The following is a 16,691-nucleotide window of genomic DNA, read 5'->3' on the forward strand; positions in this document are numbered from 1 at the left end:
TAATTTAATCTTACCATAAACAGCTACAGTAGCAATAATAGCTACAAACAAGGTTGTAATTTTCTTATCTAAGGCATCTGGCATATAGTCCTTTATAAAGTGGGTGATAAGATTCGTAATAAAAACAGCCCCATAAAAGGTCGCTAAGTATTCAGTTGTTATCCAATCAATTTGAGGCATAGCACACACTCCTAATTATAATAATTAATACATTGTATGCTCTACACCCACTGTTTGCCTCAGTTTTATGTCTTTCTTTACATCCTTTTGCTTAAATGAGTTAATAATAATTATTTACAAAACTTAAAATGTGTATTATAATATCTGCAGGTAATGAAGTTGTAAGGGGCATTAGTTCAGCTGGGAGAACGCTTGACTGGCAGTCAAGAGGTCAGCGGTTCAAGTCCGCTATGCTCCACCAGTATTGAAAAATACAAGAAAACAGGGTTTTTATGCCCTGTTTGTTTTTTGCCTTTTTGGGGGTGTAAAGGTATCACTATAGTCTAATGTTCTGACCTGTTACAGTCTCTTAAATAGTCGAAACTAAGTTTACTTAATTTTTAATAAGTCTTCTAAATCAATTAAATCTGTAGGCAAATCAGCTGTTACCTCCAGCTGGTTTTTGTGTCTTGGTTGATAAAATTTCAAGTATGCAGCATGTAATGCTTGTCTATCTATAGGCTGATCTTCACTCTTACCATATAAGGTATCTCCTATAATCCTATGTCCTATATGGCTTAAGTGAACTCTAATTTGATGGGTTCTACCTGTTAATAACTCCACCTCCAGCTTAGTTGCTGTTTTATATCTATTAATTACCCTATACTTAGTTAAAGAATATTGACCCCGTTTATCAACAATTCTTTTTATAGAATCATCTGTTGGTCTATAAATTGGCTCTTCTATTATGCCTTCATCCTTATTAACAATTCCCTCTACAAAGGTTATATATTTTTTTTGAATTTTATCCTTTAGCATCATTTGAGACATTACATGATGGGTATATGGATTCTTTGCAATAATTAAAAGACCTGATGTATCCATATCTAATCGATTAACAAATCGTATTCTGCATTTTTTTTTATTTTTCTGTAGATAATAGGCGGCTGCATTGGCAATAGTATAATCAGAGTGACTTTTTGTAGGATGGGAAACTATCCCTGGTTGTTTATTAATTAATATTAAATCAACATCTTCATATACAATGTTAAACTGAATATCCTGTGGGATAAATTGATTATCTTCTTCCTCCATATCAATTTTTATAATATCCTTCTCCCTTAATATTTCATGATACTTTGCATATGAGTTATTAATAAAAACCTTTTTTTCTTTTTTTAGCTTTGTTAATAGCCTACTTGAAAAATCTAATTTCTTTTTTAGAACTTGCTTTATTGGTTGTCCCTCATCTTCCTGTTCTACTTCATATACCATTATGGTTTCAGTTTCCTTGTCTTTAAGTAGCATCTTTTCACCTCTTCTTCTTATGCATTGCTATTATATTATGAAATTTTTAGTATATCAATATATATTAATAAATATATTATTAAAAACCTGCTACAAAGAAATTAGTTAGTTTTAAAAATTGATAATCTGTGGTATATATAATAATAGGGTATCTAAATTACAGACATTTTAATCAAAGCCCAACAGTAATATTTAATTATATAAGTAATTAAATGTATTAAAGGAGAGTCTCTATGGATTTTAATAAGGCAATTAACATTGTTTATAATGATTCAAGCTTTTCTGTTGAAACCTTTAAATATCTTAAGGAAAAACTAAATGAATTAGGCTATTATGTATGTGATGTTTTTGACTACACAGCAGAGCTGGTTATATGTATAGGTGGAGATGGTTCCTTCTTAAGGGCATTGCACCAATATAGCTTCCCTGATATACCTATTTTGGGAATTAATACAGGGCATCTAGGTTTTTTAGCTGAAATAAATCCTGAAGAAATAGATAGCTTTATTGAACGTTACGTGAAGGGAGATTATTTTATACATAATATAAACCCCGTAGAGGCTGTTATTTGCACCAGAAATGATTGTATTAACTCCTTTGGATTAAATGAAATAGTAATTAAAGGTGATAAATCTAGGACTATTCATTTAGATATTTCAGTTGATGATCAATTAATACAAAGATTTAGTGGAGATGGCATTTTGGTATCAACCTCTACAGGAAGTACTGCTTATAATTACTCAATTGGCGGTAGCATTATTGATCCCAGATTAAATGTTTTGCAGGTAACCCCACTTGCTCCAATTAACACAAATGCGTATAGATCATTTACCTCAAGTGTTGTATTACCCCATGATGCTACAATAAAGGTTAATCCAGAATATAGGTTTGAAGACTCAATAGTAATTGTAAGTGATGGAATGGAATACAGGTATAGTAGCATAACTGAAATATCTCTTAAGCTATCTGAATTAAATATTAAGATGCTTAGATTAAAGGATTACGAGTTTTGGGAAAAGGTTATTGATAAGTTTTTATAGGAAAAGCCCCTTTAGGTTACACTAATGGGGCTTTGCTTTATTTTTATACCTGATTTGCAAATAGAATTATACCCTCTAAAAATTTTTTTACATTAATTTTGCCATGATACTTGCTTTTTCCCTTTAGATAATCCATTTCTATTCTTACTTCTTGAAAATCAAATAGTGTATTTGCATAGGTTGTAAAGGTTAAATCACCATAATCCTCTAAGCCTAAGCTGGCTACGTTTTTTATTGCTTTACCTATGGCCCTTCTGACCCTTTGCTCAATGGCTTTATCACTGCATTCAACTTGGTTATAACCAGTAGAATAGTGTTGACATAGCAATTTATAAATATCAGATGTTTTATATCTAGATAATCTTTCATTTTTTTGTAATCTACTTATTGATAGCATATGTACTATCTCTATTATATCTTTGCTTCCAGCTTCTCCTAATATGCCTATCTGAGATAAAATAAGCTTTACAGACTCCTTTATGTCTTGCCTATTGTTTTGGCTAGATAGATTACTATTCATATCCTTCAATAGCTTAAAACCACTTTCAAAATGTCTAACGGCTTCTGTTAGCTTATGCTTTTCTATAACCTTTTTCATAACAGATTCAACTTCATTTACATTTATAGGCTTATTAATAAAATATTCAATTCCACCTTCATATGCCTTTGCTATCATATCCTTTGAGTTAACCTGTGATATCATTACAAATAGAGTATTAGGGTTTATTTCCCTGGCCTTTTCCACCAGCTCTATACCATCTAAAGTTGGTAGAAGTAGGTCCACTATCACAATATTAGGTCTACATAAGCAAATCTTATTGAGTCCATCTTCCCCCTCTTCGCTTTCACCAACAATGTTACCTAGCCTACAAGAAAGTATAATGTTCTTTAAAATTTCCCTTATACTTATATCGTCGTCTATAATATAAATACTAATATCCATAAGCTTTCCCCCATTATAAATTACTTATTGGTATATAGACTGTAAAGCTTGTATTAAATTGATTGTTGTTGTTTTCTGTGTTAACCTCTATTTTCCCCTTAAATTGGTTTACTACTAAGTAAGCTACATGGGTTAATCCTATTCCTGAGCTCATTTTACCCGTGCTTTCATCAAACTTAGTGGTAAAGCCTGGTTCAAAAATTACAGTGTAATTCTGTGGTAATATACCTTCTCCATTATCCATTACAGAAATCACTAAATCTTGTCCATTAACTTCCCCCTTTATTTTAACATATCCTTTATCTGATATGGCTTCTATTGAATTCACTAGTAAATTATTAATAATTGATATTAATTCATAGGACTTGTTCACCATTATGTTTCCACTGCAATGGTATTCTATAGTTATATTTTTTTTAATTATTACACTATTTTTATCATAGCTTGATTCAATTATACTAAACATATCCTTAAGCAGCATGCCTTCGTGTTGGCTAATTTTAGGCAGAATATTTTCTAGCCCTGCCGTTAATCTTAAATAATCCTTTTTAATTTCGTGTATATCCCTTGATATTGATAATGCTTTAAAGCTCATTTCACTGTTTTCCTCTGACTGCTTAATCTCCTTATACAGCTGGTAGCTCTTATTCATTGCATTTTCTATATCATCCATAGACTTTTTTAAAAAGAACACCTCTGACCTCAGATTTGATGTCAGCAGCACCAGCTGTTTATATCTTTCCTCGTGCTGTTCTTTGACAAGTAGCATTTCATAGTACTTAATCACCTCAATTATGAGGATGGTAATGAAGCTTCTTAATAGCCCTACAAAAAAAACTATTGTAAAATTATGTAGAGCCTCCATTCTTATTAGTAACTCAATAATATTTGACAAGCCATCAGACATTGTTAGTAATAGTATAAACATAAACTTTTTTTCATGTAATAGTCTATAGCCAGAAATACTTAAAAAAATGCCAAAGAATGTATAGTATATTATAACAGGAAAATGAGTTATGGCTAAATTGTATGCATTGCTTGTGTTAGGATTTTGAACAAACTCAATAAATACTCTGAAGATAAATAAGAATACACCAACAATAAATGAGGTTGGAACTATACTAAGCTCTTTATACCAAAAAATAAATAGTGAGAAAGCAACAACGCTTAAGGAAAATCGAAAATCACTGCTGAAGGGATTTAAATAAATTTGTCCCATAAAGGTTGTAATGAAGCAGACAGAAAATATCTGCTTTAGTTTTGAGTTCCTCAAATTACCCCTCCCTTAGAATATTTAGAGGACTTACTGTTATAGTTTAACGATTAAGCTCATTGTATATGGATATAGTACTGCCCTCTGCCCATTGCTTACGTTGCTTATTATTCTTATAAAAGATAAGTGTTTTATTTTTTTTATTATATTGCCATTTTCCCTGATGTAGTTTGTACTCACCCTTTACAATTAGATCCTCTAATAGCATATAATTATTATAAAAGTATTCATTATAGATGGCCTCAAGCTCTTCTTCAGGTAATAACTGCTGATAGGTATCTATAGCCATAGCCTTGTAAACCCATTCCAGTTCATCAGTCAGCCTATTCATTCTAGTTATAAAATAACCTCTACTAACAAAAACAAATGTTTCAATATCAGTAGTTGGGATAAAGCTTTCTTCAATTTCAGTAAATAATATTTGATTAACCTCTATCCACCCTATAGCTTTAAATTTTTTTCTTATTAACTCTATAAAAGCATTCTTATTAATATTATCTAGTGTTAGGCTTGAATAATCATTACTATAATCTTGTGCCTTAGAAGCATTGTTTATTATATCAGTAAAAATCTCTTCATTTAACCAAATCCAGTTTATTTCATTGGTGCTAGTATCAAACAACTCCTCAACACTGTTTTTATCTATTAAATCTATTAAGCTATTCATCATATAAACCACCTCTTGATTAATTTAAAATATTTGAATTAGTAATAATTAAATACCTATAGTTAAAAGTATGTAATAAAGCTTACTATTACACCAACTAAATATGCCGATTTAATCAAAAGGAGGGAAATAAACTATAAAATCCAGCCTTAACACAACTACACCGGCTGGATTTAAGCATATCATAAAAACTCTTTATGGTAAATACTATTGTAACCTTACTAGATTTTCCATCTCCTCTAGTAATCCCTCAAAAACCTTTAAGGCTAACTCTACAGGTTCTTTACTTGTCATATCTACACCTGCATTTTTTAGCAGGTTGATTGGATAGTCAATGCTACCACTCTTTAAAAATTGCATATATGGCTCTACAGCACCTTTACCCTCTTCTAGTATTTTCTTTGAAAGGGCCATTGCGGCAGAAAAGCCTGTTGCATATTGATAAACATAAAAGCTACGGTAAAAATGTGGTATTCTTCCCCACTCTATTTCTATTTCTTTATCAATAATCATGTCATTTCCATAGTACTTGACATTTAATTGATAGTATATTTCATTAATTCTTTCTGCCGTTAAGGCTTCCCCTTCTGCTATTAATCCATGAGTAATCTTTTCAAACTCTGCAAACATTGTTTGTCTAAACATCGTTGTTCTAAACTGCTCTAAGAAATAGTTTATATAGTACATTTTCTTTTTTACATCACTACTGTTTTTTATCATATAGTCAATAAGTAAAGCTTCATTTACAGTTGATGCCACTTCAGCTACAAAAATCTTATAGGATGAATATATATATGGCTGATTTAAAGCTGTATAATAGCTGTGTAGTGAGTGTCCCATCTCATGTGCTAATGTAAATAAATTATCTACATTATCTTTATAATTCATTAGTATAAATGGAAATGAATCATAGGTTCCCCAGGAATAGGCTCCGCTGGACTTACCTTTGTTTTGGTATACGTCCACCCAACGGTTTTCGAAGCCAAGCTTTAGCTTATTACAATAATCCTCTCCAAGTGCATTAAGACCCTTCACCACCAAGTCCTTGGCATCCTCATAGGTTACTTTTATATCTATATCTTGAACCATTGGTGTGTAAATATCGTACATATGTAATTCTTCTACCTTTAGCATTTTCTTTCTAAGGGACATATATCTATGCATTAGGCTTAAATTATCATTTACAGCTTCTATTAGCTTATTATATACCTCAACTGGTATGTTGCTTTCAAATAATGTAGCCTCTAGTGAAGAGTTATAATTTCTAGCTTTAGCATAAAATGCATCTTTTTTAAGATTAGAGGTAAAGGTGGCTGCTAAAGTATTCTTATAGCCTAAATAGGTTTTATAGAATTGATAGAAGGCATTTTTTCTAACTTCTCTATCTTTGTTTTCCATAAAATGTGTGAAATTCCCTGCTGTTAACTCTACAGTTTCTCCTTCTTCATCCTTTATTTCTGGAAATTTCATATCTGCATCATTAAGCATATCGTATATATTTTCAGGTGCATTTGCTAAATCTCCAGCTTGTGCCAATAGCTTTTCCTCTTGAGTTGATAATATATGTGGCTTATTTCTTAATATTTCCATTATAAATTGCCTATATTTTATTAATCCTTTTTCCTTTGCTATTAAGCTTTCTATTGTTTTTTCATCAATCTGCAATAATTCTGGATTAAGAAAAGATACCTTACTTTCAATCTCTATAAATAAGCCCTGAGCCCTGTCGGTTAATGCTTGATATTTTGGATTAAGATTGTTTTCATCCCGTCTCATCTTGGCGTAGGTATACAGTTTAGAAACCTTAAGCATTAGTTCTTCATATAGCTGCAATGCTTCATAAAGCATATCCTTAAGCCTTCCTTGATACATTGCAAACTCATTTGATAGCTTTTTTGCTTTTACAAAATCCTCCTCCCAAAGGACGTCACTGCTATAGATTTTTTCAATATTCCATTTGTATTTAATGTCAATATCTTCTCTGTCAAGTATCTTCTTTGAGGCTGATTGATTATCTGACATCTAATTACCACCTTCCATTTTTTCGTTATGTATAATAGTATATTAAATATATTTTACATATAACTTCTTTTTCCTCTATTTTCATAGAAAAAAAAGGCATATCTGCCTATAATAGATAATATACTAGTTTCGTTTTTAAGCTTATTTTCTATTGTTCTAATATATACTCCTTATAACTTGCATACAAACATGATTCTTTAAATTGTTTTAATATTTTTATATTTTTTTTAAATTGTTTGTGATTTCGTAGTATAATTGATATAGTAGAATAAATATATTATTATCTGTGGGAGGACTCATTATGCATTCATTAATCCATGCAATTGCTTTGGATCCCTCTAAGTGTGTAGGATGTACTAATTGCATAAAACACTGTCCAACAGAAGCCATTAGGGTTAAAAATGGTCAGTCAAGAATTATTAAAGAGAGATGTATAAACTGTGGTCAGTGTATACAGGTATGTCCTCGCCGTGCAAGATTTGGTGTTACAGACAGCTTAAACTCTATTGATAATTATAAATATAAGATTGCTTTAATAGACCCTGTCTTATATGGTCAGTTCATTGAAGGTATAACACCTTCTCAGATTATTCGCAGTATACTAAGCTTTGGGTTTGATGATTTTTTTGAAACCTCTAGGGGTGCTGATATAATAACAAGCTTCACAAAGCAGCTGGTTAACAATGGCTTTAAAAGACCTATTATATCCTCCGCTTGCCCTACTATAGTTAGACTAATTCAAGTTAGATTTCCTAGTTTAATTGAGCATATATTGCCTATAGACTCTCCTGTAGAGATATCAGCCCATTTAGCTAGGGAAAAAGTAAAGGCTAATCATAAATTAAGTGATGAGGAAATTGGTGTCTTTTATATTACACCATGCCCTGCTAGAATATTTAGTTTCCAGAAGCCAGTTGGAATAAAAAAATCTCATGTAAATGGTACCCTTTCTGTTAGAGATGTGTTTTTATCAGTAAGCAAAAATCTTGATAAAGATAAAGCTACCCATGAAGAATTCTACCCCTCAGGGAAAGGTATTGGTTGGGCAAGAACAGGAGGGCAAAGTCAAGCACTTGGATTAAAGGAATATCTAGCTGTTGATGGAATACAAAACGTGATAAGTGTATTAGAAGAGATAGAATATCATAAAATTAGGGACTTAGTTTTCTTGGAATGTCATGCCTGTACAAATGGCTGTGTGGGTGGCAGCTTAACAATAGAGAATTCTTTTGTTTCTAGAAATCGTATTAGAAAGCTTGTAGAGGATTTCTTTAACTATGAGGCCAAAGCAATAGAATCCTTTACTGAATATCAATTAACAGAATCCCTCAAGCCTATTCAGGTTAGCACGCTGGCTGATAATTTATCAGAGGCAATAAAAAAAATGGAGCAAATTGAAAAGGTGTTACCAACATTACCTAATATTGATTGTGGTGCGTGTGGTGCTCCCCGATGTCGATCATTAGCAGAGGATATTGTTTTAGGTTATGCTGGAATAGAAGACTGTATAGTTCTTTTAAAAAAGCATATCTCTGAAAAAGATAATACAGATGAGGATGACAGGGAGTAAGAAAATTAAAGATTAAAAAGCAAATAAAGAAATGTTGAATGTTGAACCATAAAAGCAAGGAATATGGAATAGGTAATAGGTAATATGGAATAGGTAATAGGTAATAGGTAATATGGAATAGGGAATAGGGAATAAGTGCAAAACCTTAAAAAGTAAAAGTAAAAGGTGAAAAATAGCAAATTATAACTGAAAATTGAAACCAGCAAACATGCTGTAATTCAGCTTATCTGCTGGTTTTTTTATTTTTGTATTTTTAATTCTTAACTCTTAATTCTTAACTCTTAACTCTTAACTCTTAACTCTTAATTCTTAACTCTTAACTCTTAACTCTTAATTCTTAATTCTTAACTCTTAATTCTTAACTCTCAACTTTTAACTTTCATTTTTTTTATCTAAATTACTGTGTTTGTTATTGAGCCAATTTTTTCTATACTACAGATTACTTCATCTCCTGCCATTAGGAACCTTGGTGGCTGAAAGCCCATACCAACTCCTGCTGGTGTGCCAGTAGCAATAATATCTCCTGCCCTTAGGGTAACACCCTGGGATAAATCGCTAATTATAGTGGGTATATCAAAAATCAGCTTGCTTGTATTAGAGTTCTGTCTTATCTCACCGTTTACACTAGATTGAATATTTAGATGAACTGGAAAAGGAATACTAGATTTATGGGTTATGCAGGGCCCCATAATACTGAAGGTATCTAAGCTTTTACCCTTTAGCCATTGGGTATGCTTTTTTTGTAAATCTCTAGCTGTTATATCATTAAGTATACTATAGCCAAAAATGTACTCCTCTGCCCTTTCCTTTAAAATATTACTACCTTCCTTACCTATAATTACTGCTAACTCTACCTCATAGTCTAATTGATTAGTTAATTCCTGATGGCTTTTAATGGCTTCCTCTGAGGCAATTATATTTGATGCCATTTTACTAAAATACACTGGTGCTTCTGGTAAGGTGAAGCTATTTCCTTTGAATTTTTGCGATTCTAATGCATGATCATAATAGTTAAGACCGAGGCATATTATATTACGCAAAGGTGTAGGTATTGGACTGATTAGTTTTACATCCTCTTTCTTAACAAAAAGCTTACTATCATTTGCTTTGCATAGATAATGGTTTATTAAACCAATGGTTTCATCCTTACAGTTCTTAATAAAGTTAAGCATGTTACCATAGTGATTAAGCTCTTTTGTGTTTGATAAGTCAAGTATAAGATTACTGTCCTCCGTTAAAACCCCTATGCTTTCAATATTATCCTTTACAAAAGTTATAAATCTAATATCAATCACCTCAATTATATTGTTATTGTTAGCTGTTTCTCTTATGTATTATATACTCTTAGCCTGTTTTCTTTATGTTTTTAATAATTACAAGCTGCATGCACATTAGTCATATGGGTTAAAAAACAAAAAACCTCGGCAAAGGGTGTATTATTAATACGCTAGGATGCCGAGCTCTGACAATTATGATTATATTTTGGTGGGCAATAAGGGACTCGAACCCCTGACTTCTTCCACGTCAAGGAAGCACTCTACCAGCTGAGTTAATTGCCCTTAAACTACATATAAATATAATTAATAATAACATCTCTTTATAATTAAATCAAGAACTACATTTATTAGTTGGCTTTAGCAATACATCAATAGCAACGAATAAACCTACAAATTATTTATACCATTTATTTGCAGTATGTTTCGGTAGTCTATTTTGGGGGTAATAGAATATTATGATTAAAATAACTTACATAAGGAGGTCATGGGAATGCCGACAGGTGATAGATTTTTTAAGAATCAACCTATTATGCGTAGGGTTCTATATAGTCTAGTTCCAATTATTGTGGGAGCAATTTATTTCTTTGGTTGGCGGACTATTATTTTAATGTCTGTAGTAACCTTATTTGGCTTTTTAACAGAGGCAGCCTTTAAAAGAAAGGGAAAACAGCCAGTTACAGAGGCAGTAGTTGTATCCTCTATACTATTTACACTGACTTTGCCGGTTTCAACTCCCCTCTGGGTCGCAATAATAGGTATTATTTTTGGAATTGCCTTCGCCAAAGAAGCCTTTGGTGGCTTTGGTCACAATGTATTTAATCCTGCCCTTGCGGCAAGAACCTTTATCTATGTTTGTTTTCCAGAATATCTTACAGTTAAATGGAATGTTGCAGCTGAATCATTCCCAGGTGGGTTAGTTCAATATATGACACCAGCAGTGGATGCCATAACCAGTTCGACCCCTTTAACCATCTTAAAGCAAACTGGAGAGGCTCTTCCTTTAAATCAGCTATTTTGGGGTAATGTTTCAGGTTCCTTAGGTGAAACAAGTGGATTTCTAATTTTAATAGGTGCTATAATACTAATTTATACTAAGGCTGCTGATTGGAGATTAATGATTTCACCGATAGTTGGCTTTGTGGGATTAAGCAGTATTTTAAACCTTACAGGTGTTTTAAGTGATCCTGGTCCTGTGTTCGGGCTACTGTCAGGAGGAATATTGTTTGTAGCTGTGTTCTTTGCAACCGAACCAGTGACAGCACCGAAGGGTAAAGAAGCAAAGCTTGTATATGGACTACTTATTGGTATAATCACCCTAATAATAAGGGCATTTGGAATATTTGTTGGAGGAGCTATGTTTGCAGTACTAATAATGAATACCTTTGCTCCAATTTTGGATGTAGGGTTTAAGACCTTAAAGACAAGGAATGGGAAGCAGGTGAAGGCGACATGAAGAAATTCAATATAAAAGCTATACTTTTTATGTTGGTTTTATCTGTAATTTTTACAGGAGTTCTTGCAATCATCAATGAATATACGAAGGATAGAATACTTCTTAATGAAGAATTAAAGCAGCAAAAATCACTTTTATATGTATTGGATCTACCGATACAAGAAAAAACAGCAGTTGAAGTAAGCGCCACATATTCAACTAATATTATTGAAAAAACAACTAATGGTATTACATATTATGAAGGCTATAGAGATGGAAATATTGAAGGTTATATATTTCCATTTGAGGGTGAAGCTGTTTGGGGTACATTAAAGGGTTTTATTGCCCTTTCCACCGACTTTAGTGAAATAGTTGGTGTAGATTTCCTTTCCCATAGCGAAACACCGGGCTTAGGTGGAAGAATAGATGAATTGCAGTTTAAAGAGCAGTTTAGAGGCATAGAAGTAGACATTACTAAGGATGAAGACTACCTAGTCTATAGGCCAAATCAAGGAGGACAAATAGATACTATTTCTGGAGCAACTGGAACCTCAAATGCTGTTATAAACATTTTAAATAATAACCTAAACAATATCCTTAATGACGTAAAGGAGGGGTTGGAAAATTGATTAAGCTAAAGGAAGTAAACAATATTTTTACTATGGCAATTTTTAAAGACAACCCAATTTTCAGACAGATTCTAGGAATTTGCTCTGCCCTTGCTGTAACAAATCTTATGCTGAACTCATTGGTTATGGGCATTGGATTAGTTTTCGTAACCTCTTTTTCTAGCTTGACAGTATCCATTATCCGTAGCTATATCCCTAAACATATTAGGATGATGGTTCAAACCCTTATTATTTCAGGCTACGTAATTATTGTTGATATTATACTAAAGGCTTATTATCCCACCATGAGTGAAGCCCTTGGACCATATGTGGGATTAATAATAACGAATTGTATTATTATGGGACGTTGTGAATCCTTTGCTCAGAATAATTCTCCTCTACCATCTTTTCTCGATGGAATTGCAACTGGTGTTGGTTATACTATAGTTTTATTAACCATTGCCTTCTTTAGAGAGCTACTAGGATTTGGAACTCTATTTGGATTTCAGGTTGTTGGTTCCTGGTGGCCTAATTGGATCTTTATGATAATGCCCCCTGGAGCATTCTTTATGCTGGCTATTTTGATTTGGGTTTCTAACTCATTGGTGCCGAAGCCTGATGAAGATAAGCTTTCACCGGCAGCAGCAAAGGTAGGAGGTGTTAATTGATGGCTGATATTAATCCCTTTGTAATTTTAATAGCATCAATTTTTACCAGTAATATGATTCTTAGTAATTTCCTAGGGATGTGCTCATTTATTGCAGTCTCAAAGGAGATTAAAACCTCCTTAGGCTTAGGTCAGGCTGTAACCTTTGTTTTAACAGGCACTACAATAATTAACTATTTAGTATATCACTATGTTTTAATACCCTTTAACCTTGAGTACCTACGCTTTATAGTGTTTATTATAACCATTGCTGCCTTTGTACAGCTGGTTGAAATGATTGTAGAAAGATACTTACCAACCCTTTATTATTCATTGGGAATATTTCTACCTTTAATTACTGTTAACTGTGCTATTCTTGGTGTTTCACTGTTTATGGTAATTAGAAGCTATTCCTTTATTCAAGCAGTGGCATTTGGTGTTGGCTCAGGTCTTGGTTGGCTTCTTGCAATCTTGGCTATGTCAGGTATAAGGCAAAAAATTAAAAATTCTCCAGTTCCAAAGGGTCTACAGGGTCCTGGAATAACCCTAATAATAACTGGGTTAATGGCTTTGGCATTTATAGGCTTTTCAGGCATTGTTAAAATACAATAATCGAGGGGAGGAATAGCCCTATGATGACTATACTAATTACAGTAGGCGTTATATCGGGTATAGCAACAACACTAGCTTTACTCCTTACAATTGCCGATGTATATATAGCTAATTATGGTGAAAAAAAGATTATCATTAATGATGATAAGGAGCTAATTGTAGAGGGTGGAAGCTCACTGCTTTCTACATTAGTAGGTAATAATATCTTTATACCCTCCGCCTGTGGTGGCAAGGGTAGCTGTGGCTATTGTAAATGTAAGGTAAATAGTGGTGCTGGTCCAGTTCTTGCTACCGAGCTTTCTTACTTAACTGAAGAGGATCAAAGAAATAATGTTAGACTTTCCTGTCAAATAAAGGTTAAGGAAGACATGGCAATAGAAATACCAGAGGAATTGTTTAACGTAAAGCAATTTAAAGGTGTTGTTGAAATATCTAAGGATTTAACCGACAAAATTAAGTTCTTACGTTTAAGGATTACAGATGGTCAAGAAATATCCTTTAAGGCTGGGCAATACCTTCAATTGACTTCACCACCATATCCAGGAAACAAGGATGAGGTATATAGAGCATATTCAATTGCATCATCTACAAAGCACAAGGATTACATAGATTTGATTATAGGCTACGTTGAAGGTGGAATATTAACAACCTATGTCCATAAGCATTTATCTGAAGGTGACGATGTAACCTTTAATGGCCCCTATGGTGATTTTTATCTACAGAATTCTGACTCTGACATGGTAATGGTTGCTGTAGGTACAGGAATGGCACCCATTAGAAGTATATTACAGGAAATGCTTGACAAGGGTATAGAAAGAAAAGCTGTATTTTTCTTTGGAGCCCGAAGCAAAAGTGACCTTTTTATGCTTGATGAAATGGAAATGTTTGAAAGGGAGCTTTATGATTTCAAGTTTATTCCTACACTATCTAGACCAAAGGATGAAGATAACTGGGATGGCTTCACAGGTAGAGTACCTGATGCTATAGCTGATTATTTAGAGGAAGCACCAAATCGTGAGGCTTACCTTTGTGGTAGTGCCCCTATGATAGAATCAACCGTAAAGAATCTTTTATTAAAGGGCTTTACTGAAGATAAAATTTTCTATGATAAGTTTGATTAAACATTAAAGACTAAGATGATTACAATAATCTTCTTAGTCTTTAGTTTTGGTTTATATAATTTAACCCTTATACTCTTTATTCTATTGACACCAGCCCAAAGGCTTTTCCAACTAGAGTGATTACCTTTTCTTCAAAATGACTATCAACAACCCATGATATTTTAATTTCCGAAGTTGTTACCATTTTGATTTCAATATTATTGTCGTCCATAGCTTTAAAAACCTTAGCAGCTACCCCAGAGTGGGTTCTCATCCCTAAGCCTACTACAGAGATTTTTGCAATGCTTTTGTTAATTTCCCATTTAATATCCGAATATTCCTTTTTCCAATTACCAATAATCTCTTCAGCTATTGCAATATCCTCTTTAGGTATAGTAAAGCTCACATACATTTTCCCTGCTTCAGTTATCATATGGGATATCATATCTACATTTACTTCCTTGTCCGCCAGTTGTCCAAATAATCTATAAAGATTACCTGTGGAGGATGGTAAGTTTAATACTGTAACTTGTATATCATCTAGGCTTGAAGCCATACCGGTTATTATTGTTTCTTCCAATGAATCTTCCCCCTCAAATTCTATCATGGTGCCCCTTTCATCAGAAAAAGTAGAAGCAACATATAAAGGTATTTTATATTTGTTTGCCAGTTCTACAGCTCTATAATGCATTACTCCTGCACCTAAGCTTGCCATTTCCATCATTTCTTCGTAGCTTATTTTATCTATTTTACGGGCCATTTTAAGCTTTCTAGGGTCCATTGTATATATACCCTCTACATCAGTATATATTTCACACTTTGCCCCTAGCTTAGCTGCCAATGCCACTGCTGAGGTATCGCTACCTCCTCTACCTAATGTAGTATATTCATAATTGTCATTTACACCTTGAAAGCCTGCAACAACAACTATTTTATTATCTTCTAAAGCATCTATAACCCTTGAGGTATTAATGTCCTTAATACGTGCTTTTTGGTGTAGTGAGGTGGTTTTAATATTTAATTGATGCCCAGTAAAGGATATGGCTGAATACCCCTTTGAGATTAGAGCCATTGACAACAGGGATATTGTAATCTGTTCTCCTGTTGTCAATAGCATATCCATTTCTCTTGGTTCTGGTGAATCGGTAACCTCTTTAGCCAAAGACAAAAGCTCATCAGTTGTTTTTCCCATTGCAGAAACTATAACAACAACACTATATCCTTCAGAGCTTTTCTTTATAATTTTATCAGCAACAGCCTTAATTTTATCAACTGAGGCTACAGAGGTACCTCCGTATTTCTGTACAACAATATTCATCTTATGCTTCCTTTAAATTACGAAGAACCTCGACAATTTCTGTCTTTGACTTCGTTTTTTCATCAATTGCCTTTATGACCTTTGCAGGTGTGCCTGCAACCACTACATTTTCTGGAACATCTTCAGTAACTATAGCCCCGGCAGCCACAACTGATCCTTTTCCTACCTTTACACCCTCTAATATTACAGCATTAGCACCAATAACAACATTATCTTCTATAATCACAGGAGTTGCAGATGGAGGTTCAATAACTCCAGCTATTACAGCTCCTGCCCCTACATGACAGTTTTTTCCTACAATGCCTCTTCCTCCTATAATGGCGTTCATATCTATCATAGTGCCTTCACCAATGACTGCACCAATATTTATAACTGCCCCCATCATAATAACTGCATTTTTCCCTATTTCCACCTTCTCTCGGATATATGCACCTGGTTCTATTCTAGCTTGAATATCTTTTATATCTAACATTGGAATTGCAGAATTCCTTCTATCGTTTTCAATTTCAAAATCCTCTATTAGTTCTTTGTTCTCCTGTAGCAGTACATTTACATCCTTCCATTCTCCAAACAAAATAGCTGTAGAGTCTGTAACAAAATTTTTAACCTGATAGCCATTCCAGTTAATCTTATCAATTTTTCCCTTTAAGTATACCTTCACTGGGGTCTTCTTTTCACTGTTCCCAATGTATTCTATTATAGTTTTTGCATCCATT

16 protein-coding genes and 2 tRNA genes are annotated in these 16,691 nt (G+C 33.3%); 8 read left to right on the top strand and 10 right to left on the bottom strand.

Annotated features, from left to right (window positions below):
- The coding region (locus F8154_RS08500) for a hypothetical protein (RefSeq protein ID WP_151861194.1) at positions 1–180 on the bottom strand (180 nt) is incomplete at its 3' end.
- Between the two features lie 165 nt (positions 181–345).
- Between F8154_RS08500 and F8154_RS08505 the strand changes: the two genes are divergently transcribed.
- A tRNA-Ala gene (locus F8154_RS08505) sits at positions 346–421 on the top strand.
- A 128-nt stretch (positions 422–549) separates the two neighbouring features.
- Here the strand turns inward: F8154_RS08505 and F8154_RS08510 are convergent.
- Positions 550–1,467 carry an RluA family pseudouridine synthase gene (locus F8154_RS08510; protein WP_151861195.1) on the bottom strand — a complete coding sequence of 306 codons (918 nt, stop codon included), beginning with the start codon at positions 1,465–1,467 and terminating at the stop codon, positions 550–552.
- 233 nt (positions 1,468–1,700) lie between these two features.
- On the opposite strand from F8154_RS08510, the gene F8154_RS08515 reads away from it, so the two are divergent.
- Positions 1,701–2,507, top strand: a complete 807-nt coding sequence (locus tag F8154_RS08515) for an NAD(+)/NADH kinase (protein WP_151861196.1) — start codon at positions 1,701–1,703, stop codon at positions 2,505–2,507.
- 43 nt (positions 2,508–2,550) lie between these two features.
- Here the strand turns inward: F8154_RS08515 and F8154_RS08520 are convergent, their stop codons facing one another.
- From F8154_RS08520 to pepF, 4 genes are all read right to left on the bottom strand, one after another.
- The gene (locus F8154_RS08520) at positions 2,551–3,450 is read right to left on the bottom strand and encodes a response regulator (protein ID WP_151861197.1); all 900 of its coding nucleotides are present in this window, start codon (positions 3,448–3,450) and stop codon (positions 2,551–2,553) included.
- Positions 3,451–3,463: 13 nt separating this feature from the next.
- The gene (locus F8154_RS08525) at positions 3,464–4,723 is read right to left on the bottom strand and encodes a sensor histidine kinase (protein ID WP_151861198.1); all 1,260 of its coding nucleotides are present in this window, start codon (positions 4,721–4,723) and stop codon (positions 3,464–3,466) included.
- A 43-nt stretch (positions 4,724–4,766) separates the two neighbouring features.
- A complete protein-coding gene (locus F8154_RS08530) occupies positions 4,767–5,393 on the bottom strand; it encodes a hypothetical protein (RefSeq protein WP_151861199.1) in 627 nt (208 codons plus the stop codon).
- 204 nt (positions 5,394–5,597) lie between these two features.
- Positions 5,598–7,412, bottom strand: coding sequence for an oligoendopeptidase F (pepF, locus tag F8154_RS08535; RefSeq protein ID WP_151861200.1), 1,815 nt, complete (start codon positions 7,410–7,412; stop codon positions 5,598–5,600).
- 301 nt (positions 7,413–7,713) lie between these two features.
- On the opposite strand from pepF, the gene F8154_RS08540 reads away from it, so the two are divergent.
- Positions 7,714–8,982: a [Fe-Fe] hydrogenase large subunit C-terminal domain-containing protein gene (locus F8154_RS08540; RefSeq protein ID WP_151861201.1), complete on the top strand. Its 1,269-nt coding sequence runs from the start codon at positions 7,714–7,716 to the stop codon at positions 8,980–8,982.
- A 392-nt stretch (positions 8,983–9,374) separates the two neighbouring features.
- On the opposite strand, the gene F8154_RS08545 is transcribed toward F8154_RS08540, so the two are convergent.
- The gene (locus tag F8154_RS08545) at positions 9,375–10,277 is read right to left on the bottom strand and encodes a fumarylacetoacetate hydrolase family protein (RefSeq protein WP_330577865.1); all 903 of its coding nucleotides are present in this window, start codon (positions 10,275–10,277) and stop codon (positions 9,375–9,377) included.
- A 188-nt stretch (positions 10,278–10,465) separates the two neighbouring features.
- Positions 10,466–10,541: transfer RNA gene (locus F8154_RS08550), tRNA-Val, on the bottom strand.
- Positions 10,542–10,749: 208 nt separating this feature from the next.
- On the opposite strand from F8154_RS08550, the gene F8154_RS08555 reads away from it, so the two are divergent.
- Genes F8154_RS08555 through F8154_RS08575 form a run of 5 tightly spaced genes read left to right on the top strand, consistent with a single transcriptional unit; the run spans position 10,750 to position 14,678 of the window.
- Complete coding sequence (locus F8154_RS08555) at positions 10,750–11,712, top strand: RnfABCDGE type electron transport complex subunit D (protein WP_151861202.1); 963 nt, start codon at positions 10,750–10,752, stop codon at positions 11,710–11,712.
- A complete protein-coding gene (locus F8154_RS08560; RefSeq protein ID WP_151861203.1) occupies positions 11,709–12,320 on the top strand; it encodes an FMN-binding protein in 612 nt (203 codons plus the stop codon). Before F8154_RS08555 ends, F8154_RS08560 begins: the two co-directional genes overlap by 4 nt.
- Positions 12,317–12,967, top strand: coding sequence for an NADH:ubiquinone reductase (Na(+)-transporting) subunit D (locus tag F8154_RS08565; protein WP_151861204.1), 651 nt, complete (start codon positions 12,317–12,319; stop codon positions 12,965–12,967). Before F8154_RS08560 ends, F8154_RS08565 begins: the two co-directional genes overlap by 4 nt.
- Positions 12,967–13,557, top strand: a complete 591-nt coding sequence (locus F8154_RS08570; RefSeq protein ID WP_151861205.1) for an NADH:ubiquinone reductase (Na(+)-transporting) subunit E — start codon at positions 12,967–12,969, stop codon at positions 13,555–13,557. Before F8154_RS08565 ends, F8154_RS08570 begins: the two co-directional genes overlap by 1 nt.
- A gap of 20 nt (positions 13,558–13,577) precedes the next feature.
- Positions 13,578–14,678, top strand: a complete 1,101-nt coding sequence (locus tag F8154_RS08575) for an NADH:ubiquinone reductase (Na(+)-transporting) subunit F (RefSeq protein ID WP_151861206.1) — start codon at positions 13,578–13,580, stop codon at positions 14,676–14,678.
- 76 nt (positions 14,679–14,754) lie between these two features.
- Here the strand turns inward: F8154_RS08575 and F8154_RS08580 are convergent, their stop codons facing one another.
- Positions 14,755–15,975, bottom strand: coding sequence for an aspartate kinase (locus F8154_RS08580; RefSeq protein ID WP_151861207.1), 1,221 nt, complete (start codon positions 15,973–15,975; stop codon positions 14,755–14,757).
- Position 15,976: 1 nt separating this feature from the next.
- On the bottom strand, positions 15,977–16,690 hold the full coding sequence (gene dapD / locus F8154_RS08585; protein WP_151861208.1) for a 2,3,4,5-tetrahydropyridine-2,6-dicarboxylate N-acetyltransferase: 714 nt from the start codon (positions 16,688–16,690) through the stop codon (positions 15,977–15,979).
- Position 16,691 lies beyond the last annotated feature (1 nt).

The organism is Alkaliphilus pronyensis (genome assembly GCF_009017275.1).
GTDB classification, from domain to species: domain Bacteria; phylum Bacillota; class Clostridia; order Peptostreptococcales; family Natronincolaceae; genus Alkaliphilus_C; species Alkaliphilus_C pronyensis.

What these genes read in the sequence shown, in the direction of transcription:
- F8154_RS08510 (WP_151861195.1), bottom strand. Translation starts at nt 1,467, where the DNA reads ATGCTACTTAAAGACAAGGAAACTGAAACCATAATGGTATATGAAGTA.
- F8154_RS08515 (WP_151861196.1), top strand. Translation starts at nt 1,701, where the DNA reads ATGGATTTTAATAAGGCAATTAACATTGTTTATAATGATTCAAGCTTT.
- F8154_RS08520 (WP_151861197.1), bottom strand. Translation starts at nt 3,450, where the DNA reads ATGGATATTAGTATTTATATTATAGACGACGATATAAGTATAAGGGAA.
- F8154_RS08530 (WP_151861199.1), bottom strand. Translation starts at nt 5,393, where the DNA reads ATGATGAATAGCTTAATAGATTTAATAGATAAAAACAGTGTTGAGGAG.
- pepF (WP_151861200.1), bottom strand. Translation starts at nt 7,412, where the DNA reads ATGTCAGATAATCAATCAGCCTCAAAGAAGATACTTGACAGAGAAGAT.
- F8154_RS08540 (WP_151861201.1), top strand. Translation starts at nt 7,714, where the DNA reads ATGCATTCATTAATCCATGCAATTGCTTTGGATCCCTCTAAGTGTGTA.
- F8154_RS08555 (WP_151861202.1), top strand. Translation starts at nt 10,750, where the DNA reads ATGCCGACAGGTGATAGATTTTTTAAGAATCAACCTATTATGCGTAGG.
- F8154_RS08560 (WP_151861203.1), top strand. Translation starts at nt 11,709, where the DNA reads ATGAAGAAATTCAATATAAAAGCTATACTTTTTATGTTGGTTTTATCT.
- F8154_RS08570 (WP_151861205.1), top strand. Translation starts at nt 12,967, where the DNA reads ATGGCTGATATTAATCCCTTTGTAATTTTAATAGCATCAATTTTTACC.
- F8154_RS08575 (WP_151861206.1), top strand. Translation starts at nt 13,578, where the DNA reads ATGATGACTATACTAATTACAGTAGGCGTTATATCGGGTATAGCAACA.
- F8154_RS08580 (WP_151861207.1), bottom strand. Translation starts at nt 15,975, where the DNA reads ATGAATATTGTTGTACAGAAATACGGAGGTACCTCTGTAGCCTCAGTT.
- dapD (WP_151861208.1), bottom strand. Translation starts at nt 16,690, where the DNA reads ATGGATGCAAAAACTATAATAGAATACATTGGGAACAGTGAAAAGAAG.